The following is a 19,963-nucleotide window of genomic DNA, read 5'->3' as shown; positions in this document are numbered from 1 at the left end:
TCGGCGGTACGAGCGCCGCCGCCCGTGCGACGGCGCTCCCCCACCTCTCTGTCAGGGCATGGTGTCGCCGAGCAGGGCCAGGTTCTCGATGGCGGCCAGCCCGTACAGCGCGGTGTCGTTGGAGGACACCCAGCCGGCCTCGGCGCCCGCGACGAGCGTGACGGGGCCGGAGAGCGGCTCGGTCTTCCACGGCGAGGACTCGGTGTAGCCGTCGGAACTGTAGAACTTCGTCCACGCGCGCTTGGCGAGCGTCGCGTCGCCGGTCTGTACGGCGGCGTACGCGTCGAGGCGCGAGTGGCCCTGGAAGAGCAGCAGGGTGCCGAAGTTGGAGCCGTAGCGTGCCGCCTGTTCCGCCTTGGTGGCGTTGAAGTAGCGGCAGTAGTCGAAGTACACCTCGTTGAACGCCGGCATGTCGGTCAAGTAGATGAGTTCGGCGCAGAGTTCGTTGAGGCCGAAGACCGCCGAGAGATGCGAGACGGAGACCACCGGGGTGGCGGCGGTGGCGAATCTGCCGGTGTCGAGGTCGTAGAGGCCGCTGCCCTGGACGAAGCCGTTGGGCTGGGCGGCGATGCCCTCCATGGTCGACAGGACGCGGGCCTTGGCCTTCTCCCACTTGGGGCCCTTGCGTTCCCACTCGGTCAGCCAGGCCGACACCAGGCCGCTCCAGTCGGTGCCGAAGCCGATGGAGAGGGCGTGCCGGTCGGGCGTGTAGGGGTCGGTGCGAACCTTGCGCTGCGGGTCGAGGACGAGGAAGGTCTCGTCGGAGTCGACGTTGGCGGCCATGAGGTCGCCGATGCGCTCGTCGGCGGTGAGGAAGTAGTAGAAGCGCCGGTAGGTGGTGTTGGAGATGCGCTGCTGCTTGGCGCTGTCCGCGTAGTGCTGGATGCCGTGCCGGGTGCCGAGGCCGGCCCACTGGCCGATGTGGTAGACGTCGACCTCGCCGGTGTGCCGGGTGAGCGCCTCGGCGAACCGGAAGATGTCCGAACGGCCGCTCCTGAGGTACGCGTACCAGAGCCAGAGGTCGGGCGAGAGCTCGGAGTTGTCCCAGGCGTAGCCGCCGACGTCGTACCGCCACTGGTGGCGCACGGTGTCGTAGGTGTGCATGAAGTCGCCGTAGTCCCAGAAGCCGTACCAACGGCGTTGCTCCACCTGGTCCTTGTAGTAGGTGAAGAGGAAGTCGAGGTGGTCCTCGATCTTCGCCTTGGCGGCGGTGGAGCGGTCGGGCTCGGAGTAGAGGCCGGGGCCGAAGACCTTGGCCTTGATGAGCTGCCGGGGCGGGGCGGTGAGCTGCGGCAACGTGCGCACGGCCTCGACCTGCCGGGCCAGGGCGTCCGCCGAGGGGGTCGACTCGTTGGCCCAGAAGAGGAGTTCGGAGGTGCGGGCGATGCCGTAGGGGGTGCCGAACTCCGGCTCGTAGTCCTCGTAGGTGATGTTGAGGCCTTCGAGCTGTTCGGCGTAGGTGTCCTGGCCCATGCCGTCGTGGTAGAAGCGCAGGTCCATCGGCTGGGCCTCGGGCGACCAGAGCCAGAGGGTGACCTCGGCCGTGTCGGTGTGGGCGTCGCGGATGTCGAGCTGCGCCGGGAACTTCTCCCAGAAGTCCCGCAGGCCGAAGGAGAGTCCGCCGCTCGCCCCGCCGACGTAACCGAAGCCGGAGGCCCGCTTGCCGCCGCCGGCCGCGATCCAGCCGTACCCCTTCTTCGTGCGCTTGCGCAGGGTGAAGCCGTCGGCGGAGAGCTGGGCGAGGGTGTAGTCGCCCCAGTGCGGGATGTACTGGAGGCGGGTGGTGACGCGCTGGTCCCAGGTGGCGGGGTCGGGCAGCTTCTGCCCGGCGTACTGGGCCGCCTGGACGGCCGCGCCCGGGTCGCGGCGCAGGCCCGTGACGCCCTGGACGGCCTCCCGCAGCAGGCCGGTTCCCTCACCGCCGATCCGCACGTGCCGGTCGTACGCCTCGTCGCGCATCGGCACGCTGAAGCGCACGCCGAGCCCGCGGATGAAGTCGCCGCTCGCCTTGCCCGGCTCCTGGGTGCCGTCGTAGGTGATCGTGTGGACCATCCGGAAGGAGTCGGCGCCCGCGTAGAAGTAGAGACGGATCGAGAACGGCAGCCAGCTCCGGCTTCCCCTGCGGTGCTTGCCGTCGATGCGGACGACCGCGCGGACCGGGCCCTCCTGCTCGACGGCGACGGAGTCGATCGCGCCGTCGAAGCGCTCGGTCCTGACCTGGCCCTGGTCCTCGTCCTCGATCTCGGGCTGGCGGATGAGGACGAGCCGCCCGTTCCTGGCGATCTCCGTCGAACCCCGGGTGACGGACTTGACGATGGTCGAGCCGTTCTTGCCGATCTTCACTGCGAGCACGCCGGTCGACACGTCGATCGTGCCGCCGCTCTTGTCGACGGTGACCTTCTGGGCAGCGGCGGCCGGATCGCCTGCCGCGAGGGTGAGCTTGCCGTTGCCCGAACTCACCGCGTGGGCTGTCCACTTGAGGGAACCGTCCGGCCAGTAGGCGATCGGCCAGGACTGGACGGGCACGTCCTTGCCGTCCTCGTCGGTGAACGCGAAGGTCTGGTCCTCCTGGAACGCGCCCATCGGCCAGGGCACGCCCACGGTCGAGCCGGGCGCGGCGCCGAGGCCGCCGTCCTCCAGCCAGTCCAGGGTCACCGGGTCCGCGTCGGCGGCCTCGGCACCGGGCGCGGCCTGCGCGTCCTTCGCGCCCAGGGCCCAGCTGAACTGGGCGGCGGCGCCGGCGACGGCGGCCGCCTTGAGGAGGGACCTGCGGGGGATGGGAGACATGGTCCGCCTTTCCTTTCCGTGCGGGTGCAGGGGCGGTCGTAGGGGGTTTCGATGGTCAGGGGCATGACAGAGGGGGGCGCGGCGCCGGGGCGCCCACCCTGGTGCGAGGCCGGTCAGCCGTGGCGGCGCCGGTGACGCTCCTCCACGGCGACGGCCGCCGCCGCGAGGGCACCCAGCACGGGCACCGCCAGCGGCGCGATGAGCAGGGCGGAACAGACCACGAGGACCGCTCCCCCGACGAGCAGGAAGGATCCGCCGGGGTCGAGGACGGTACGGCGGCCGGCCGCCGCGAGCAGGGTGCGCCAGCGGTCGCCGGGCGCCCAGACGGCAGCCGCGCGGAGCCCCGCGACCGCGAGGCCGATCACCGCGAACAGGCCCACGGCCCCGACGAGCGGCCCGCCGGGCAGCCCGGCCCGCACGGCCTGGACGTCCACCCAGGCGGCCGCGACCGCACCCCATCCGGCGAGCCCGACGAGCAGGCCGCGGGGCAGCGCAGCCCGGAAGTCGCTCACGAACTCCCGCAGGCCGCCGCCCACCTGACCGGTACGGCGACGCAGATGGCGGGCGCCGGCAGCGAAGGCGGCCGGGTAGGTGACGACCCCCAGGGACGCGACGGCGATCCAGACCCCGGTGAGCAGACATTCGGCGAAGACGGCGAACCTCTCCGCGAAGACGGACGGCCTTGCGCGTACGTCGGCCACGACGTCATCAGCCCTTCAGTCCGGAGGTCGCCATTCCGTCGATCAGATAGCGCTGGAAGGCGAGGAAGAACAGCAGCACGGGCAGCAGCGCGACAAGGGACATGGCGATCATCCCGCCGTAGTTGGCCGCCACTCCGTCGGAGTCGCGGAACATCATCAGGCCCAGCGAGACCGTGTACTTGCCGGGCTCGTTGAGATAGATCAGCGGGCCCATGAAGTCGTTCCAGGCGTTGATGAAGGTGAAGATCGCGCTGGTGATGAGGGCGGGCCGGCACAGCGGCAGCACGATCGACCAGTAGATGCGGAAGTGCCCGCAGCCGTCGAGCCGGGCCGCCTCGTCGAGCTCCCTGGGCAGGTTCCGCATGAACTGCACCATCAGGAAGACGAAGAACGCCTCGGTGGCGAGGTACTTGCCGATCAGCAGCGGGGCGTAGGTGTTGATCCAGCCCAGCTTCTGGAACATCACGTACTGCGGGATCAGCAGCACGTGGTAGGGCAGCAGCAGCGTGCCGATCATCAGGGAGAAGAGCAGGTTGCGGCCGGCGAAGCGGATGCGGGCGAAGGCGTAGGCGGTCAGGGAGCAGGAGACCAGCACGCCGACGACGGCGCCGACGGCGTAGAAGAGGGAGTTCTGGAAGAACGTCCAGATACTGATGTCCGCTATGCCGTCGGCCAGGCCCTTGAAGTTGGACAGGATCGGGTGGGACGGGAACAGCCGGAGGCTGTTGATGATGTCCTTGCTCGGCTTGAATGACGCCCCGATCACCCAGACCACCGGGTAGAGGATGACCGCGAGGATCGCCAGGGCGCCGAGGTGCCAGCCGAGGGACCCGGTCCGGCGGCGGCTCAGCAGGGGCGGCTTGGTGGTGGTCGCGCTCATCGGGCGTCCTCCTCGTAGTACACCCACTTCTTCTGGGACCAGAAGAGGACGGCCGTCACCAGGGCCACGGCCAGCAGCAGCATCCAGGCCATCGCGGCGGCGAAGCCCATCCGGGCGTTCTGGAAACCCTGCTGGTACAGGTAGCAGGTGTAGACGAGCGTGGCGTCGGCCGGTCCGCAGGTGCCGTTGGAGACGACGTAGGCCGAGCCGAAGATCTGGAAGGAGTGGATGGTCTCCAGGAGCACGTTGAAGAAGAGCACCGGGGAGATCATCGGCAGGGTGATGTTCCAGAACCTCCGCAGCGGCCCGGCGCCGTCCATCTCGGCCGCCTCGTACAGCTCTCTCGGTACCTGCTTCAGGCCGGCCAGGAAGATGACCATGGGCGCGCCGAACTGCCACACGGTCAGTGCGACCAGGCAGTACAGCACCCAGTCGGCGTTGCCGACCCAGCCGCCGACGTGCCAGCCGAAGAAGGACTGGGTACGGTCCACGATCGCGTCGTCGGAGAACAGGGACCGCCAGACGAAGCCGACGGAGACGCTCGCGCCGATGAGCGAGGGGGCGTAGAAGGCGGCCCGGTAGAAGGCCTGGCCGCGCCGGCTCTGGGCCAGGAGCATCGCCACCCCGAGCGCGAGCAGCAGCTTCAGCGGGGTGCCGATGACCACGTACTTCGCGGTCACCTCCACCGACCTCTGCCAGCGCGGGTCGTCGAACATCGTGGTGAAGTTGTCGAACCCGACCCACTTCGGGGTGTTGAAGAGGTTGTAGTCGGTGAACGCGAAGTAGAGCGAGGCGATCATCGGACCCGCGGTCAGCAGCAGGAAGCCCGCGATCCAGGGGGACATGAAGAGGTAGCCGGCGAGGTTCTCACGCCGGCGGCCGGGCCGCCGCCCCCTGGTGGCGGGGGCGGCCGAGCGGGTCTTGCGCGCGGTGGGCAGGGAGTCCTCGACAAGCGTCACGGCCGGTCCCATCAGGCCTGGAAGGCGGCCTCGGACTCGGTGAAGAACTGCTTCACCGCGTCCGCGACCTTGGTCTTGCCCTGGCCGAGGTCGCCGCTGATGCGGAGGAAGGCGGCCTCGATGGTGTCGGCACCGGAGGGGTGCGGGGTGATCGTGCCGAGGACGCCGGCCTTGGCGGTGTCGGCCTCGTACTGCGCGATCTCCTTGTTCACCGCGTCCGTGGGCTTGAACGCCGCGTACTGCTCGGTGCTCGCGAGAATGCCCCGGTCGTAGCCCATGATCGTGCCGACCTCGGGGTCGTGGACCATGAAGTCGATGAACTGCGCGACCTCCTTGGGATGGGCGGTGCGGGCGGAGGCGCTCAGCATCAGGGAGGCGAGGTACTGCCCGGTGTGCTTGCCGTCCATGGTCGGGATCGGGGCGAGGCCGTAGGTGCTGTCGCCCTCGGAGGAGTAGCGGACGGTGAAGTTGTCCCAGGTGAACTCCGAGGCGCCGTGCCCGGCGGAGAGGGAGGACTTGGGGAAGTCCTGGGCCACGACCTTCGGGTCCGTGACGATACCGGCCTTGACCCGGCCGTAGCCGTCGGCCCACCACTCCGTCAGGTCGGCCTTGTCGAAGCCGAGCCCGTCCTTGGTGTAGAACGCCTTGCCGTTCTGGCGGAGGTAGAGGTCGTAGAGGTACATGATGCCGAAGTAGCCGGTGTCCCCCGCGACCTTGGTCCTGTCGTGGATGGTCTTCAGGGCCTTGAAGTAGTCGTCCCAGGTCCAGCCGGTGTGCGGCTCGACACCGGCTTTCTCGAAGACCTTCTTGTCTATGACCAGCGCCATGGTGTTGGAGCCGACGGGGATTCCGAGCTGCTTTCCGTCGACCTCGCCGACCTTCGTCACTCCGGCCCGGAAGTGATCCAGGCTCAGATTTCCTGCCTGAACCTGTGACTTGAGGTCGAGGAGAATTCCTCGCTTGTCGTACTTCCGGAGAAAGGTGACGGCATTCTGGAAAACGTCCGGGGGATTTCCGCCGGCGGCCTGCGTCTGGAACTTCTCCCAGAACGACGCATACGTCTGAAAGTCGGTCTTGACCTTGATCTTCGGGTACTTCTTCTCGAAGAGAGCGATGGTCTTGTTGATCTTCTGCGCGCGCTCCTCGGCACCCCACCACGAGTAACGGATCGTCACCGTTCCATCCCCGGCACCGCTTCCGCCTCCACACCCCGCCGTCGCCGCGACCCCGAGCGCGGCAGCCGAGGCTCCGGCCGCCTTCAGGATGGTCCGCCTCTCCACATTCCTGCTGGTTCCCACAGTCGGGCCCCTCCCCGCAGCGTCGCCGACGCCTGCATGAATCGTTTCAAGTAAGCGCTTGCTGGCACAAGGTACGGAGGGGCCGGTGAGGCGTCAATGATTCGCGCAGGAATTTCTTGTGGGCGGGGCAGCGAGGCCGGGAGGTGGGGCGCGGGCACGGGGGTTGCGAGGCGGGCGACCTCGCAGGTGACGGACGCACGGTCGACGGGCCGAACGCGAAGTGGCTTGCGGGAGACGGGGGTTACGGCTCGGCTTCGGCGAGCGGGCCGGACGGGGCCGGGCCGGGCGGCGGGAGCGGGATCGACGGGGGTCGGGACACACCGGGACACGCTCGCCGGCACCTGGCACCTGGCACCTGGCACCCGGCACCCGCGACACTCGGCACTCGGCACTCGGCACTCGGCACTCGGCACTCGGCACTCGGCACTCGGCACTCGGCACTCGGCACTCGGCACCCGGGGCGCACACCTCCGACGACTGCTGCCGGGTACGCCCCACCCGGCAGGTCCGGCCACGGAGGTCGCCCACTGCCCGTGGTCGCCGCCACCGCGACCGCATCGCCATCGCCATCGCACCTGAACGACAGCCGCCGTACGGCGCTCACCAGCCCCCACAAGGGCGCTCACACCCGCAGGCCGACCCTGCACCGCCTTCGCCGCCCCCGGCCCCGGTCACGCCGCGCGAGGGGCCACAGCCGCCCCAGCCCTGCCTCCGAGCCCCGAGGCAACCGTGGCCCTTGAAAACGACCACGGCCCACCTGCTCTCTGGCAGGTGGGCCGTGGTTCCGGGTGGGCGATACTGGGTTCGAACCAGTGACCTCTTCGGTGTGAACGAAGCGCTCTCCCACTGAGCTAATCGCCCGGGCGCACGGAGAACATTACCCCATGTCAGGGGGTGCCCCCGACCAGTCGCCGGGAGCCCGTGGCCGTGGCCGGATCACTCCTCGATCTTCCAGGGCATGACTATGCCGAACCTGGAGAGGTAGATCCCCACCCCGGCGGCCACGACCACCAGGCCGATCGTCGTGAGCGTGATGTTGCGGCGGCGCACCTTGGGATCGAGGGCCTTCTGGGCCGCCTCGGTGACCTTGCGCTTCGTCCAGCGCAGCACCAGCTGGGCCCAGACGAACTCGGTCGCCCAGATCGCCATGCCACCAAAGATGATCACCCAGCCCGGCCCCGGCAACGGCAGCAGGACGATGCCCACGGCGACCACCGCCAGACCGACCGCGAAGACTCCGACCTGCCAGCTCAGGTGCAGTGCCCGGCGTGCCTTGATGAACTCGGGCGCCCGCGATCCGAGCCCCCGCTCGGCGCCCGCCCGGTCCGTCGTCGTCCCGTCCACCTCGCTCCCGTCCGAGGTCACGGCGACCTCGCTCGGTTCGTTACTCCCCGTATTCATACGACCAAACCCTACCTGAGCGATTCCGGTCACCGGAATGGTCGTAGATCGCGTCCAGGTTCTCGGCCGGAAGAGTTACGTAAAGGCACGCAAAACACGCAGAGGGGTTTACAACGGCACCGTAGGTGGCATGTCGATTTCGCCGACGTGCGAATCCCCGAGCGCACACTGAGCGAAAGGCCCTGGCGCTTATGAACACCACGGTCAGCTGCGAGCTGCACCTGCGCCTCGTTGTGTCGAGCGAGTCCTCCCTGCCTGTCCCCGCAGGCCTGCGGTACGACACGGCCGACCCCTACGCCGTGCACGCCACCTTCCACACCGGAGCCGAGGAGACCGTCGAGTGGGTGTTCGCCCGCGACCTCCTCGCCGAGGGGCTGCACCGCCCCACCGGCACCGGCGACGTCCGCGTCTGGCCGTCCCGCAGTCACGGTCAGGGCGTCGTGTGCATCGCCCTGAGCTCCCCGGAAGGGGAAGCTCTGCTCGAAGCCCCGGCGCGAGCCCTGGAATCCTTCCTGAAGCGAACAGACGCCGCCGTGCCGCCCGGCACGGAGCACCGGCACTTCGATCTCGATCAGGAGCTCTCCCACATCCTGGCGGAGAGCTGAGGCACGGCCCCTGAAAGCCGCCCGGCGCCGTCCACTCGGGGAGACGGCTCGGGCCAAGACAACCGCATACGGCAGCACCGGCGCCGCCACCGTGTTTCGGTCACGGGGCGGCGCCGGTGTGTCCGTGCGCCCCGTGGAACCTCCGGGGGGCGGTGGGCGTTCTAACGGACAGCCGTGAGTGGGGGCGGGGCACGGTGCGGGGCCGCCGTATGTCGCTACCATCGGCCACCATCGGCGGGCGCCCGCCCGACCCTCAGGCCAGGGAGCGAAACGTGCTGATCACCCACGACACCCGGTGTTCTCTCGACGCCGTGGTGGATCTGGTGAACACCGCACCGGAGGACGACACGGCGGCGGACGGACTGCCCGATGTCGCGGCTCTCCAGGATTTCGTACGAAACCACGACATCAGCGATGTCGGCGTGCTGTCGGAGTTCGATCTGTCGGCAGTGCGCAAGATCCGCGGACGGTTCGCGGGGATCTTCGCCGCTCCGGACGCCCGGACCGCCGCCGGGATGATCAACGAGCTGGTCGCGGCCGCGGGCACCACGCCCCGGCTCACGGACCACGACGGCTACGACTGGCATGTGCACTACTTCGCGCCCGGCGCCTCGATGGCCGACCATCTCGCCGCCGACTGCGGGATGGCGCTCGCCTTCTTCGTGGTCGCCGGGGAGCAGGAGCGGCTGCGGCGCTGTGAGGCCCCCGACTGCCGGCGCGCCTTCGTCGACCTCTCCCGTAACCGTTCGCGTCGTTACTGCGACAGCCGGACCTGCGGAAACCGCCTGCATGTCGCCGCGTACCGGGCACGTCGCAAGGAGGCGGCCGGCTGATCCCGGAGACGTCGGGAACGGCTGCCCGGTGCGAGGGGTGGACCGATCGGCCCCCATCGACCCCGGTCGGGTGCGTAGATGCCGACGCCGGTCCCGGCGGGTGGCGCCGGGACGGGCGGGTACGGCTCACAGCCACAGCAGGTCGTGCAGCGCAGCCATGAGGAGCAGACACCCGATCACCGCTAGGAAGATCATCAGCGGTGGCTGGGAAAGGGCGAAGAGGCACCCGCGGGGCTCGTCCTTCGGCGGCGCGGCCTCGCTCTGTTTCGTGTCCAGCATCTCGCGGCGATGATGTCCCAGCAGGCACCCGCCGCGCGATCAACACGCCCGGAATGGGCGGGAGTTCGTCGAATTCCGTGATGTCCGTTTCGCTTCCGCTCGCACCCTGAACACTTCCGCGCGCGCCACAGTCGCACTGTGTCGTTTCAATGCCTCATGTGACTGTCATATGCATGCGCCCGCAACCCGGCTGAACAGCACCGCGCCGCCGCATTGCCGGGCGTCGTCCGCCGCGCCCCGCCCGTCGCGGCGGAGTGTCATATTCCGTGCTTCTTGAGGATGGCCTCGATGTCGCTGAAGTCCTCGCCCGAGCCGGTGCTGCGGGGCGCCGCCGCGGGCCTGGTCGCCGGGCGGGTGGCCGGGCTCAGGGACGGTGCCGACGCGGCGGGGGCGACGGCGTCGCGCTGCGCGCTCCGGGCGGCAGCCTTGCGCTCGGCGCGGGTGCCACGGGTGCCGCCGCGCCGGCGCTCCACCGCGCGGGTGGCGGCGAACAGGGCCCAGGCCGCCCCGAGCACTCCGAAGCCGGCCCAGGCGGTGGGACTGAAGGCGGTGTCGGCGAGCCAGCCGACCACGCCCGTCATGACCAGGCCGATGGGGACGAGGGAGTAGGCGGCGATGCGGGCCGCTGCCAGGTACCGCTTGCGATAGGCGGTGACCACGGCGATGCCCAGACCGGCCGCGGACACGGCGGAACAGACTGTCTCGGCGATCATCCGGTCCTCCTGCGGGCTGGGTCGGTCGGGCGGGGCGGGGTGCGCGCTGCTTCGCCCCTTCCATCGTGCACCGCCCGGCCCGTGCGATCCATGCCCGCGCCCGACAATCAGGGGCATCTCGGGGTCCTCTCCGGGACGCCTCCACCCCAGGGACGAGCCACGACCACACTCACCGGCGGCGGCCCCGGCAGCCGACCACCGCCCGAACCACCGATCGCCGCCCATCTCCGCCGCCGACCGCCACCGATCGCCGCCCACCTTCGCCGACGACCGCCACCGTCCCGGCAGCCGACCACCGTCCGTCCCCGCCGCCGGCCGCCCCCGCCCCGCCCCCGTCCCCGCCCCCGTCCCCGCCCGTCTTCCGCCGACGACCACCACCGTCACGCCAGCCGACCACCGTCCGTCCCGGCTGTCAGCCGCCGTCCGCCCCCGCCCCCGTCCCCGTCCTCGCCCGCCTTCCGCCGACGACCACCACCGTCACGCCAGCCGACCACCGTCCGTCCCGGCTGTCAGCCGCCGTCCGTCGCCGCCTGCAGTGCCCGTGTGTCGGCTCGATTGGGTCGGTGGGGCGTGGGCTGGAAGACTGGTCGTCATGAACGACTCCCCCGCGCGCACCGACGCCCTGGTCCTCGACGTCTGGTGTGAACTCCAGTGCCCCGACTGCCGCAGCGCCCTGGACGACCTCCGTGCCCTGCGTGCCCGGTACGGCGACCGGCTGGAGCTGCGGCTGCGGCACTTCCCGCTGGAGAAGCACAAGCACGCCTTCGCCGCCGCGCAGGCCGCCGAGGAGGCCCTGGAGCAGGGGAAGGGCTGGGAGTACGTCGAGGCGGTCCTCGGCCGGGTCGAGGAGCTGGACCGCGGGGGCGAGCCGTTCCTGGTCGAGGTTGCCGGTGAACTGGGCCTGGACGCCGAGGAGTTCGACACCGCACTGGTCGACGGCCGGCACATCCTGATCGTGGACGCCGACCAGGCCGAGGGCAAGGCCATCGGCGTGACCGGCACCCCGACCTATGTCATCGGCGGCGAACGCCTCGACGGCGGCAAGAGCCAGGAGGGCCTGCGCGAGCGCATCGCGGAGATCGCCGACCGGTTGCTGGCCGGGCAGGAGTGACCGGACCTCAGATCAGGTTCTTGCAGAGGACGTACGACACCGTGACGTACCCCAGCGACTCGTAGAGCCGTTCTGCCGGGGTGTTGCCGGCGAACACGTTGAGGCCTAGGACGCGTCTGCCGTCGGCGATCGTCTGGTTCTCCGCCAGCAGCATGAGGGTGCGGCCGTGCCCCCGGCCGCGGTGGGCGGCGTCGGCCTCGACGTCGTACACCCAGGCCCTGTCGTCCCGGAAGGCCACCCACAGGACGCCGACGCGGGTCCCCTCGTGTTCGAGGACGCTGAACTGCATGCCCTCCGTGGCGAGCCCCCGCGGCAGCAGCTTCTCGTGGCCGATCCGGGAGTTCTCGTACGCCTCGGTCTCGGGCACGCCCAGCTCGATCCACACGCGCGCGTAGTGCTCAAACTCGTACGCGAGCCACGCCTCGTACTCGGCCTCGGTCATGGCCCGGCCCAGGCTGCCCGGCGGCAGGGCGGGCGGGGTGTCGCCGAGCTGTTTCGACATGCTCCGGTTGCGCAGCACGTAGCCGAGTGCCTCGACGAGATGCAGCGCCGGTTCCGCAGCGGCGGGCACGTACACCTCGATCTGCCGGCAGCCCCAGCCGCGCGCCACCTCCTCCGCGGCGAGCGCGGCCACGGTGCCCCGGCCGCGGCGGCGGTCGGGCTCCTCGACGCGCAGGTCGACGATCCGGGCCACCCGGGCGCCGAGATTCGGCGAGGTGCCGAGGTGGAGGGTGCCGACGGGCCTGCTGTTCACGCACACCTGGAAGCGGCGGGACAGCGCTCCGTCGGCGCCGTGCTGGAGCGGCTCGGTCGGCCGCAGTGTGGTGGTCATCAGGGGTGTTCTACCCGCCGGGGACGCCGACGTCAGCCCAATACGGCCGCATCCCGCAAAGCCCCGTGGGAAGGGGTCTCAGGGGTCCAGGTCCTCGCCCGACCGCTCGTCGAAGATGCGCATGGCCTTGGCGGTCACCGGGCCGGGGGCGCCGGGGAGTTCGCGGTCGTCGACGCGGTGCACGGCCTGGACGTCACGCAGGGTGGAGGTGAGGAAGATCTCCTCGGCCCGCTCCAGGACGTCCAGGGGCAGATCGGTCTCGCGGGCTCCGGTCCACTCGACGGTGAGGGCGCGGGTGATGCCTGCCAGGCAGCCGGAGGCGACCGGCGGGGTGTGGATCTCTCCGTCGAGGACGACGAAGACGTTGGAACCGGTGCCCTCGCAGAGCTGTCCGACGGTGTTGGCGAACAGGGCCTCGGAGGCGCCGTGTTGGTGGGCGCGGGCCAGGGCGACGACGTTCTCGGCGTACGAGGTGGTCTTGAGGCCGGTGAGCGCGCCGCGCTCGTTGCGGGTCCAGGGGACCGTGATCACGGCGGTGGAGTCGGCGCGGCGGCCGGTCTCGCCGAGGGCGACCACGAGGGTGGGGCCGTGGTCGCCGCGGTCAGAGCCGAGGGGGCCGTGACCGCCGGTGTAGGTGATGCGCAGCCGGCCCAGTGGCATCGGGTTGGCCGCGAGGACGGCCTCGCAGGCCCGGCGGACCTCGTCGTGGTCGGGATCGGGCAGACCGAGGCCCCGGGCCGAGCGGGTCAGCCGGTCGAGGTGGCGGGTGAGCGCGAAGGGCCGGCCCGCGGTCGCCTTCACCGTCTCGAAGATGCCGTCCCCCACGGTCAGCCCGTGGTCGAAGACGGAGACACGCGCGGACTCGACGTCCTGCAACCCGCCGTCCAGCCAGATCTTCACTGCTCTCTACCTCACAAGTCAGCGCCGGATGCGTCGGCTGAGTCGGCCGCGTCGGACCGGCCGTGCACGTCGTACGCACCCGACGCTACCGCGAGCAGCCGGGCAGCCTTCAGCTCGGTCTCCCGCCATTCACCCTCCGGGTCGGAACCCCAGGTGATCCCGGCGCCGGTGCCGAACCGCAGCACGCCCGCGCCGCGGTCGATCCAGAAGGTGCGGATGCCCACGGCCAGCTCGCCGACGCCCCGGTCCGCGTCCACCCAGCCGATGCCGCCGCAGTACGGGCCCCGCGGCGCGGTCTCCAGGGCCTCGATGATCCGCAGGGCGCTCGACTTCGGCGCGCCGGTGACCGAGCCGGGCGGGAAGGCGGCGGCGAGCAGCTCGGGCCAGCCGGCGTCGGCGCCCAGCTCGCCCCGGACCGTGGAGACGAGGTGGACCAGCCCCGGATGCTTCTCCACGGCGCACAGGTCGGGGACGGTCACCGTGCCGGTGGCGCAGACCCGCCCGATGTCGTTGCGGACCAGGTCCACGATCATCACGTTCTCGGCGTAGTCCTTCTCCAGGAGGTCCGCCTCGGTACGGCCGGTGCCCTTGATGGGGCCGCTCTCGACGGTCCGCCCCGTCCGGCGCAGGAACAGTTCGGGCGAGGCGGTGGCTATCTCCACGCCGTGCTCCGGGAGGCGAATCGTTCCGGCATACGGTGCCGGGTTGCCGCGGGCCAGCAGCGCGGTCAGGGCGTCCACGTCGGCGTCCGGGGCGACCGGCGCGGACAGCACACGGCAGAGGTTGGCCTGGTAGACCTCGCCGGCCGCGATGTGCGTGCGGATCCGGCGCACCGCCGCCGTGTACGCGGCGCGGTCGAGGGACGACGTCCAGTCGCCGGCCGCCGGCCCCCGCCACTTCCCCGGCACCGGCGCGGGCACCGGCTCCTCCCGTACGTCGCCGAACCGGGCGCAGGTCAGCCGGCCCTCGAAATCCGCGCAGACGGCCCAGAAACCGGCGGACTCCAGGGCCGCCGGATCGGCCGTGACGTCGAGCAGACCGGTGGCGACGCGGTCGCCGAAGCGGGCGAGTGGAGGGAGACGGAGCACGTCGTCGAGTCTATGGCGGGTGTCCTGGGAGTGACCCGGGCATGTCGTCAAGGGGGCCCTGACCACCTCATCCGTCGGGTGAGGCGCAGCACGCTGCGCAAACGCGTTTTTGTGCTGGCCCGGGAATCCGCTAGAGTTCAACACGTCGCCGGGACGCGAGAGCGAACCGAAACGACAGGCGGACGTAGCTCAGTTGGTAGAGCGCAACCTTGCCAAGGTTGAGGTCGCGAGTTCGAGCCTCGTCGTCCGCTCGAAGGAATCAGGGGTCTTCCCGATCCCCTACACTCCTGGTGGAGTGGCCGAGAGGCGAGGCAACGGCCTGCAAAGCCGTCTACACGGGTTCAAATCCCGTCTCCACCTCCAAGGACGATTAGCTCAGCGGGAGAGCGCTTCCCTGACACGGAAGAGGTCACTGGTTCAATCCCAGTATCGTCCACTGGATCTTGGCCGGAAGGCCGTGGATCTGTCCCGCGCGATTAGCTCAGCGGGAGAGCGCTTCCCTGACACGGAAGAGGTCACTGGTTCAATCCCAGTATCGCGCACGCAGTGCTCGTGATCTTCGGATCACGGTCCCGAGGACGATTAGCTCAGCGGGAGAGCGCTTCCCTGACACGGAAGAGGTCACTGGTTCAATCCCAGTATCGTCCACACAGCAAAGAGCCCCGGCCGTCTCCACGGCCGGGGCTTCTTCGTGCGGTCAGCTGGAGAAGAGCATGTGCGCCCAGCTCTTGTTGTGGCCGTGGTGGCCGCCATGGCCGCCGTAGTGCCCGTGGCCGCCGCCGTGGTGACCGCCGCCGTGCTGCGGGGCGCCCCAGGCCGGCGCGGGCGGGGCCGGGTACGCCTGCGGAGCCGGCGGCGGGACCGGCTTGGACCACTGTGCCTCCAGCTGGGTCAGCGCCTCCAGCTCGCCGTAGTCGAGGAAGATGCCCCGGCAGCCGCTGCACTGCTCGATCTGGACGCCGTTGCGGTTGTAGGTGTGCATCGGCGCATGACACTTCGGACACTGCATGGTCGGCTCAACTCCTCGCCGGTAAATACTGCTTCACGTTCTCCCAGGACAGACTCCGTCCGACCCCGGCCGGTTGCAGCCTACTTCGGGAAATCGCGCGCCAACCGGGCGGGGACCGAGGCCGTTCCGGGACCGCGCAGGAGCACATTCCGGGATCATTCGGGAGCCATCCGGGCACACGCGTCGATCAGGGACTGCTCCACCTCGTCCAGGGGCCGGTCCGCCACGAGCGCCTTGGCGAGGTAGCGCGCACCGGTCTGGACGGTGAGGGCGCGGGCCGGGACGTCCAGGGCGGGCCAGGGGTCACCCTCCGCCGGTACCGCCGGACCGCCGGCCGCGCGGTAGGCGGTGAGGAAGCGGGTCCACTCGTCGGGCGGGAGGAGACCGCAGGCGTACCAGGACGCGGGGCGGGCGAGGTCCCAGGCGGGGACGCCGACGCCGAGATCGTCGACGTCGATGAGCCGCCACGGGCCCTCCGGCGCCGGGTGCCGGACCAGCTGGCCGAGGTGCAGGTCGCCGTGGCAGAGGGTGCGGGGGCCAGGCATCGGGGCCTCGGCGCGGGCCCAGTCGGGCAGCGCGGCCCAGGCACGGAGGACGGGCGGGGCGGCGGGGTGGGCGCCTGCGCCGGCGAGGGCCTCCTGGAGCCGGGCGATCGCGTGGGCCGCCTTGGCGGGGCCGCGCATCGGGGGCGTGGCGGGGGCCGGCGGGGTGCGGTGCAGCAGGGCGAGGAGGGTGGCGGCGGCTTCCCAGGGGGCGGCGTCCGGGGCGTCGGGGTCCACGGGGGCGCCGTACGGCCAGAGGGTGACCGGGCGGTCGTCGACGAAGGCGGCGGGGGCCGGGGTGAGGGGCGGGAGGAAGACGCCGGGGAGGCGGGCGGCGGTGGCCAGGCGGAGGGTGAGGGCGGCGGGGTCGGTGCCGGGGGCGTGGGCCTTGGCGACGGTTTCCGCGTGGCGGAGGACCGTGGTGTCGGGGCGGTGGGCGAGGGTGGTGGTGCCGCCGCAGTGGCAGGGGGCCGCGTCGGGGTGGGCGGCGGCTCTGATCTTGGCGGTCAGTTGGGGTGGTATGTCTGCGGTCATGAAGTCCCCCGGGAGGTGCGGCTGTGCTGCGGTGAGGGTACGTGGGTGTGGTGGGCCGGGGTTCACATGCGGCCGGGGTGGGGGCTGGGGCACCGGGGTTTCGCTCGCCCGCGCTTGCGGGGTGCCGCTGCGCCCACCCGTGCCGCCCTGCGGCACGCCTGCCCGCAGCTATGTGAGACACGGCTGGGCAGCGCCCCGTAAGGGGCGCGGGGAACTGCGCGATCAGCCCCCGCCGGTCCGCAGACGAAAAACCGACCGCGGCCGACCCGGGAAAAAGCAATGCCGGCGCAGCTCCCCAGCTGCGCCGGCATTTTGCCGTCCGCCGCACCCCCGTCCCCACGGGGTTTCATGGGTGGATGTCCCCGCCCGGACCGCTCTTCCGGGCCTGGGGTCGCCGCTCAGCGCCCCAGCATCACTCCCACGGACGACGCCTGTGTGGCCACTGTCTCCCAGCCGTCGAAGACGAGGAGGAGCAGGGCCGCCAGGGGAAGTGCCATCAGGGTCGCCACCAGCGGGTGGCGACGGCCCTGTCGGCGGGGGCGGGTGGTGTGTGTCCGCTGTGCCGTAAGGGCCATGGTCCCTCTCCTGACCGTGCTCAGTTGTCGTTGGCAGCGGCGGGTGTCTGACCTCGGGGGACGAGTGCTGCACCCGCCGCTTGACCTCAAATCTAGGCGCGTGCCACCTCGCGGACGTCATGCCCTCGTACCGAATCACGGGCCTCCGAGAGGATGAGCCACGACCGGTGGTCTACTCCCCTGGGTGGAGACGGGTCCTACGTCTCGTCCTACCCCTCGGGGTCTTCCCGGAGGGGGTGCCCGGTCCTTCCCGGTTTTTCCGAGCTGTCCTCGCGGGGCACCGGCTGCTCGACGAGGGCCAGGACCCGGGTCGCCATGAAGCGGGCGGTACGGACTACAGACCCTCCCCCACTGCCTAAAGGGCGTGGGGGGACCCCCACCGCGTGACTTCGCTCACTTCCACCACCCCTCGTCGTACCGCTGTCTCCACCCGGCGGCCCGCCCTGCTCGCCACCGCCTCGTAGGTGCGGGTCGTGTCGCCGGCGTCGACGACTATCTCCACGCGGTCACCCTTCACAGCATCAATCCCCCTTCTGTGACGGCTTGTTGGAGCAGACGGGTGCTCAAAGGAGCCGATAACGGCGTCTTCCTGACCACTCCTCAAGTCTCGCACCCGGCACTGACAATCCATCGATCCGAGAGGGCGCGGCCTCTGCGCACGGGCGGCCCGGTAAACGTAAGCTGTGCCACGTCAAACGGACCGGGCAGCGGGGATGAACATGGCGATGATGCGCCTGAGGCGCGAGGACCCGCGCGTCGTCGGCTCGTTCAGGCTTCACAGAAGGCTCGGCGCCGGTGGCATGGGCGTGGTCTACCTCGGCTCCGACAAGAAGGGGCAGCGGGTCGCGCTGAAGGTGATCCGGCCCGATCTGGCCGAGGACCAGGAGTTCCGGTCGCGGTTCGCCCGCGAGGTCTCCGCGGCCCGGCGGATCAGGGGCGGTTGCACGGCACGGCTGGTCGCGGCCGACCTGGAGGCCGAGCGGCCGTGGTTCGCCACCCAGTACGTGCCCGGGCCCTCGCTGCACGACAAGGTCGCCGACGACGGCCCGCTGGGCGCGGCGGACGCGGCGTCGGTCGGGGCGGCGCTGTCCGAGGGCCTGGTCGCCGTGCACGAGGCCGGGGTCGTGCACCGGGATCTCAAGCCGTCCAACATCCTGCTGTCCCCGAAGGGGCCGCGGATCATCGACTTCGGCATCGCCTGGGCCACCGGGGCCTCCACCCTCACCCACGTCGGTACGGCAGTGGGCTCCCCCGGGTTCCTCGCGCCCGAGCAGGTGCGCGGGGCGGCGGTCACGCCGGCCACGGACGTGTTCTCGCTCGGTGCGACCCTCGCCTACGCCTCGACCGGTGACTCGCCCTTCGGACACGGCAGTTCCGAGGTGATGCTCTACCGGGTCGTCCACGAGGAGCCGCACCTGCACGGCGTACCGGACGCACTGGCTCCGTTGGTACGGGCCTGCCTGGCCAAGGACCCGGAGGAACGGCCGAGCACGCTGCAGCTGTCGCTCCGGCTGAAGGAGATCGCCGCGCGCGAGGCACACGGGCTGGCCGACGTACGGCCGCCCGCGCCGCGTGCCGCGGAGGCGGACCGGCCCACCGGGCGGCTCACCGAGACCTACCCGGAGCCGCAGCGCACCCAGCGCCGGCCGCAGTCCTCGGCGGGCACTCCGGTACGGGGCAACGCCCCCTCGCGCGGTGGCAGCAGCCCGCGCCCGACCGGCGGTGTGCCGTCGCGGCCGAACGGCGCACGCCCCACACCCGCCCCGCGCGGCAACGGCACCAGGCCCGGGAACGCGACCGGGAACCGGCCCGTGTCCCGCAGTGGTACCGGGCGTCCGGCGCCGCGCCCCACGGGTACCGGACGGCGGCCGGCCAATCCGCGGCTGCTGCGCCAGCGGCTGTTCGTGTTCGTCGTGGTGACCCTGCTGGTGGCGCTCGGGATCGCGCTGGCCCAGGGCTGTTCCGGGCCCGCCCACGGGATGGGCGTGCCCGGCAGCGGTGCCGTACCGGCGAAGTCCGCGGCGCTCAGGGAGTAGCGGGGGCGGCCTCGGGGGTCGCCTGGTCCTACGCCTCGGGGCGGCCGGTGGTCACCGCGTAGAAGGCGACCGCGGCCGCCGCGCCCACGTTGAGGGAGTCGACTCCGTGGGACATCGGGATGCGTACCCATTCGTCGGCGGCGACCAGGGCCTGGGTGGAGAGTCCGTCGCCCTCCGCGCCGAGCATGAGCGCGACCCTGTCCATCCGGTGCGGGGCGGCCTCGTCCAGGCTTCGGGCCTTCTCGTCCGGGGTGAGGGCGAGCAGTGTGAAGCCGGCCTCGCGTACTGAGTCCAGCCCCTTGGGCCAGGTGTCGAGACGGGCGTACGGCACGGAGAAGACCGCGCCCATCGAGACCTTCACGCTGCGGCGGTAGAGCGGGTCGGCGCAGTCCGGGGACAGCAGCACCGCGTCCATGCCGAGGGCGGCCGCCGAGCGGAAGATCGCGCCGATGTTGGTGTGGTCGTTGACGGACTCCATGACGACGACCCGGCGGGTGGTGCGCAGCAGTTCGGCCGCCGTCGGCAGCGGTTTGCGCTGCATGGAGGCGAGGGCGCCGCGGTGCACGTGGTAGCCGGTGACCTTCTCGGCGAGCTCCGGGCTGACCGCGTAGACGGGGGCCGGGAGTTCGTCTATGACGTCGCGCATGACGTCGACCCACTTGGCGGACAGCAGCATGGAACGCATCTCGTAGCCCGCGTCCTTCGCCCTGCGGATGACCTTCTCGCCCTCGGCGATGAACAGGCCCTCGGCGGGTTCGCGCTTGCGGCGCAACTCGACGTCGGTCAGGCCCGTGTAGTCGCGAAGGCGCGGGTCGTCGGGATCCTCAACGGTGATGAGATCGGCCACAGGGTGATACTGCCTTGTCCTGGGTGGGGTGCC

19 protein-coding genes, 6 tRNA genes and 1 pseudogene are annotated in these 19,963 nt (G+C 71.0%); 9 read left to right on the top strand and 17 right to left on the bottom strand.

Going from position 1 to position 19,963, the window contains the following annotated elements:
- Positions 1-51: 51 nt before the first annotated feature.
- The 7 genes from SSP29_RS25970 to SSP29_RS25935 form a co-directional block, all read right to left on the bottom strand.
- Positions 52-2,787: an exo-rhamnogalacturonan lyase family protein gene (locus tag SSP29_RS25970; RefSeq protein WP_089103208.1), complete on the bottom strand. Its 2,736-nt coding sequence runs from the start codon at positions 2,785-2,787 to the stop codon at positions 52-54.
- Positions 2,788-2,900: 113 nt separating this feature from the next.
- Positions 2,901-3,488, bottom strand: coding sequence for a hypothetical protein (locus SSP29_RS25965; protein WP_089103207.1), 588 nt, complete (start codon positions 3,486-3,488; stop codon positions 2,901-2,903).
- Positions 3,489-3,495: 7 nt separating this feature from the next.
- Positions 3,496-4,368: a carbohydrate ABC transporter permease gene (locus tag SSP29_RS25960; protein WP_089103206.1), complete on the bottom strand. Its 873-nt coding sequence runs from the start codon at positions 4,366-4,368 to the stop codon at positions 3,496-3,498.
- Entirely contained in the window at positions 4,365-5,339 is a 975-nt protein-coding gene (locus SSP29_RS25955; protein ID WP_089103205.1) for a carbohydrate ABC transporter permease, read from the bottom strand. The genes SSP29_RS25960 and SSP29_RS25955 overlap by 4 nt, the downstream gene beginning before the upstream one ends.
- Positions 5,339-6,625 carry an extracellular solute-binding protein gene (locus SSP29_RS25950; RefSeq protein WP_089103204.1) on the bottom strand — a complete coding sequence of 429 codons (1,287 nt, stop codon included), beginning with the start codon at positions 6,623-6,625 and terminating at the stop codon, positions 5,339-5,341. The genes SSP29_RS25955 and SSP29_RS25950 overlap by 1 nt, the downstream gene beginning before the upstream one ends.
- A 789-nt stretch (positions 6,626-7,414) precedes the next feature.
- Positions 7,415-7,486, bottom strand: a tRNA-Val gene (locus SSP29_RS25940).
- 75 nt (positions 7,487-7,561) lie between these two features.
- Positions 7,562-8,026: a TIGR02611 family protein gene (locus tag SSP29_RS25935; protein ID WP_089103202.1), complete on the bottom strand. Its 465-nt coding sequence runs from the start codon at positions 8,024-8,026 to the stop codon at positions 7,562-7,564.
- 191 nt (positions 8,027-8,217) lie between these two features.
- On the opposite strand from SSP29_RS25935, the gene SSP29_RS25930 reads away from it, so the two are divergent.
- Both SSP29_RS25930 and SSP29_RS25925 read left to right on the top strand, forming a co-directional pair.
- Entirely contained in the window at positions 8,218-8,631 is a 414-nt protein-coding gene (locus SSP29_RS25930; RefSeq protein WP_004002642.1) for an SsgA family sporulation/cell division regulator, read from the top strand.
- 272 nt (positions 8,632-8,903) lie between these two features.
- Positions 8,904-9,464, top strand: coding sequence for a CGNR zinc finger domain-containing protein (locus SSP29_RS25925; RefSeq protein WP_089103201.1), 561 nt, complete (start codon positions 8,904-8,906; stop codon positions 9,462-9,464).
- A gap of 126 nt (positions 9,465-9,590) precedes the next feature.
- Here the strand turns inward: SSP29_RS25925 and SSP29_RS58615 are convergent, their stop codons facing one another.
- Together SSP29_RS58615 and SSP29_RS25920 are read right to left on the bottom strand one after the other, a co-directional pair.
- Positions 9,591-9,743: a hypothetical protein gene (locus SSP29_RS58615; RefSeq protein WP_167450005.1), complete on the bottom strand. Its 153-nt coding sequence runs from the start codon at positions 9,741-9,743 to the stop codon at positions 9,591-9,593.
- Positions 9,744-10,000: 257 nt separating this feature from the next.
- Positions 10,001-10,456 carry a hypothetical protein gene (locus tag SSP29_RS25920; protein ID WP_089103200.1) on the bottom strand — a complete coding sequence of 152 codons (456 nt, stop codon included), beginning with the start codon at positions 10,454-10,456 and terminating at the stop codon, positions 10,001-10,003.
- A 592-nt stretch (positions 10,457-11,048) separates the two neighbouring features.
- On the opposite strand from SSP29_RS25920, the gene SSP29_RS56340 reads away from it, so the two are divergent.
- Positions 11,049-11,567: a DsbA family protein gene (locus tag SSP29_RS56340; RefSeq protein WP_174856007.1), complete on the top strand. Its 519-nt coding sequence runs from the start codon at positions 11,049-11,051 to the stop codon at positions 11,565-11,567.
- Positions 11,568-11,574: 7 nt separating this feature from the next.
- Here SSP29_RS56340 and SSP29_RS25910 read toward each other — a convergent pair whose 3' ends face one another.
- The 3 genes from SSP29_RS25910 to SSP29_RS25900 form a co-directional block, all read right to left on the bottom strand.
- Positions 11,575-12,399 carry a GNAT family N-acetyltransferase gene (locus tag SSP29_RS25910; RefSeq protein ID WP_089103199.1) on the bottom strand — a complete coding sequence of 275 codons (825 nt, stop codon included), beginning with the start codon at positions 12,397-12,399 and terminating at the stop codon, positions 11,575-11,577.
- Positions 12,400-12,477: 78 nt separating this feature from the next.
- Positions 12,478-13,299, bottom strand: a complete 822-nt coding sequence (locus tag SSP29_RS25905; RefSeq protein WP_089103198.1) for an aminotransferase class IV — start codon at positions 13,297-13,299, stop codon at positions 12,478-12,480.
- 11 nt (positions 13,300-13,310) lie between these two features.
- A complete protein-coding gene (locus tag SSP29_RS25900) occupies positions 13,311-14,387 on the bottom strand; it encodes a chorismate-binding protein (RefSeq protein WP_089103197.1) in 1,077 nt (358 codons plus the stop codon).
- Positions 14,388-14,565: 178 nt separating this feature from the next.
- Between SSP29_RS25900 and SSP29_RS25895 the strand changes: the two genes are divergently transcribed.
- From SSP29_RS25895 to SSP29_RS25875, 5 genes are all read left to right on the top strand, one after another.
- Positions 14,566-14,638 (top strand) — tRNA-Gly (locus SSP29_RS25895).
- A 38-nt stretch (positions 14,639-14,676) separates the two neighbouring features.
- Positions 14,677-14,750: transfer RNA gene (locus tag SSP29_RS25890), tRNA-Cys, on the top strand.
- A gap of 1 nt (position 14,751) precedes the next feature.
- A tRNA-Val gene (locus SSP29_RS25885) sits at positions 14,752-14,823 on the top strand.
- Between the two features lie 34 nt (positions 14,824-14,857).
- Positions 14,858-14,929, top strand: a tRNA-Val gene (locus SSP29_RS25880).
- Positions 14,930-14,963: 34 nt separating this feature from the next.
- Positions 14,964-15,035 (top strand) — tRNA-Val (locus SSP29_RS25875).
- 49 nt (positions 15,036-15,084) lie between these two features.
- Here SSP29_RS25875 and SSP29_RS25870 read toward each other — a convergent pair.
- The 4 genes and pseudogenes from SSP29_RS25870 to SSP29_RS56330 all read right to left on the bottom strand — a co-directional run bounded on the left by SSP29_RS25870 (position 15,085) and on the right by SSP29_RS56330 (position 17,564).
- Positions 15,085-15,396 carry a TFIIB-type zinc ribbon-containing protein gene (locus SSP29_RS25870; protein ID WP_089103196.1) on the bottom strand — a complete coding sequence of 104 codons (312 nt, stop codon included), beginning with the start codon at positions 15,394-15,396 and terminating at the stop codon, positions 15,085-15,087.
- A 155-nt stretch (positions 15,397-15,551) separates the two neighbouring features.
- On the bottom strand, positions 15,552-16,472 hold the full coding sequence (locus SSP29_RS25865) for an aminoglycoside phosphotransferase family protein (protein WP_089103195.1): 921 nt from the start codon (positions 16,470-16,472) through the stop codon (positions 15,552-15,554).
- A 398-nt stretch (positions 16,473-16,870) separates the two neighbouring features.
- Positions 16,871-17,047, bottom strand: a complete 177-nt coding sequence (locus SSP29_RS56335) for a hypothetical protein (protein ID WP_046726640.1) — start codon at positions 17,045-17,047, stop codon at positions 16,871-16,873.
- A 209-nt stretch (positions 17,048-17,256) separates the two neighbouring features.
- A pseudogene (locus SSP29_RS56330) lies at positions 17,257-17,564 on the bottom strand (DUF8836 family protein).
- A gap of 196 nt (positions 17,565-17,760) precedes the next feature.
- On the opposite strand from SSP29_RS56330, the gene SSP29_RS25850 reads away from it, so the two are divergent.
- Positions 17,761-19,083 (top strand): serine/threonine-protein kinase, encoded by a 1,323-nt coding sequence (locus SSP29_RS25850; protein WP_167450008.1) that lies wholly within the window; start codon positions 17,761-17,763, stop codon positions 19,081-19,083.
- A 28-nt stretch (positions 19,084-19,111) separates the two neighbouring features.
- Here SSP29_RS25850 and SSP29_RS25845 read toward each other — a convergent pair whose 3' ends face one another.
- The gene (locus tag SSP29_RS25845) at positions 19,112-19,930 is read right to left on the bottom strand and encodes a TrmH family RNA methyltransferase (protein WP_089103193.1); all 819 of its coding nucleotides are present in this window, start codon (positions 19,928-19,930) and stop codon (positions 19,112-19,114) included.
- Positions 19,931-19,963 lie beyond the last annotated feature (33 nt).

This window comes from Streptomyces hyaluromycini (genome assembly GCF_002217755.1).
Classification (GTDB): domain Bacteria; phylum Actinomycetota; class Actinomycetes; order Streptomycetales; family Streptomycetaceae; genus Streptomyces; species Streptomyces hyaluromycini.
The sequence above is the reverse complement of the archived record's forward strand: the minus strand, read 5'-3'. Positions and strand labels throughout refer to the sequence as shown.

What these genes read in the sequence shown, in the direction of transcription:
- SSP29_RS25970 (WP_089103208.1), bottom strand. Translation starts at nt 2,787, where the DNA reads ATGTCTCCCATCCCCCGCAGGTCCCTCCTCAAGGCGGCCGCCGTCGCC.
- SSP29_RS25960 (WP_089103206.1), bottom strand. Translation starts at nt 4,368, where the DNA reads ATGAGCGCGACCACCACCAAGCCGCCCCTGCTGAGCCGCCGCCGGACC.
- SSP29_RS25955 (WP_089103205.1), bottom strand. Translation starts at nt 5,339, where the DNA reads ATGGGACCGGCCGTGACGCTTGTCGAGGACTCCCTGCCCACCGCGCGC.
- SSP29_RS25935 (WP_089103202.1), bottom strand. Translation starts at nt 8,026, where the DNA reads ATGAATACGGGGAGTAACGAACCGAGCGAGGTCGCCGTGACCTCGGAC.
- SSP29_RS25930 (WP_004002642.1), top strand. Translation starts at nt 8,218, where the DNA reads ATGAACACCACGGTCAGCTGCGAGCTGCACCTGCGCCTCGTTGTGTCG.
- SSP29_RS58615 (WP_167450005.1), bottom strand. Translation starts at nt 9,743, where the DNA reads ATGCTGGACACGAAACAGAGCGAGGCCGCGCCGCCGAAGGACGAGCCC.
- SSP29_RS25920 (WP_089103200.1), bottom strand. Translation starts at nt 10,456, where the DNA reads ATGATCGCCGAGACAGTCTGTTCCGCCGTGTCCGCGGCCGGTCTGGGC.
- SSP29_RS56340 (WP_174856007.1), top strand. Translation starts at nt 11,049, where the DNA reads ATGAACGACTCCCCCGCGCGCACCGACGCCCTGGTCCTCGACGTCTGG.
- SSP29_RS25910 (WP_089103199.1), bottom strand. Translation starts at nt 12,399, where the DNA reads ATGACCACCACACTGCGGCCGACCGAGCCGCTCCAGCACGGCGCCGAC.
- SSP29_RS25870 (WP_089103196.1), bottom strand. Translation starts at nt 15,396, where the DNA reads ATGCAGTGTCCGAAGTGTCATGCGCCGATGCACACCTACAACCGCAAC.
- SSP29_RS25865 (WP_089103195.1), bottom strand. Translation starts at nt 16,472, where the DNA reads ATGACCGCAGACATACCACCCCAACTGACCGCCAAGATCAGAGCCGCC.
- SSP29_RS56335 (WP_046726640.1), bottom strand. Translation starts at nt 17,047, where the DNA reads ATGGCCCTTACGGCACAGCGGACACACACCACCCGCCCCCGCCGACAG.
- SSP29_RS25850 (WP_167450008.1), top strand. Translation starts at nt 17,761, where the DNA reads ATGAACATGGCGATGATGCGCCTGAGGCGCGAGGACCCGCGCGTCGTC.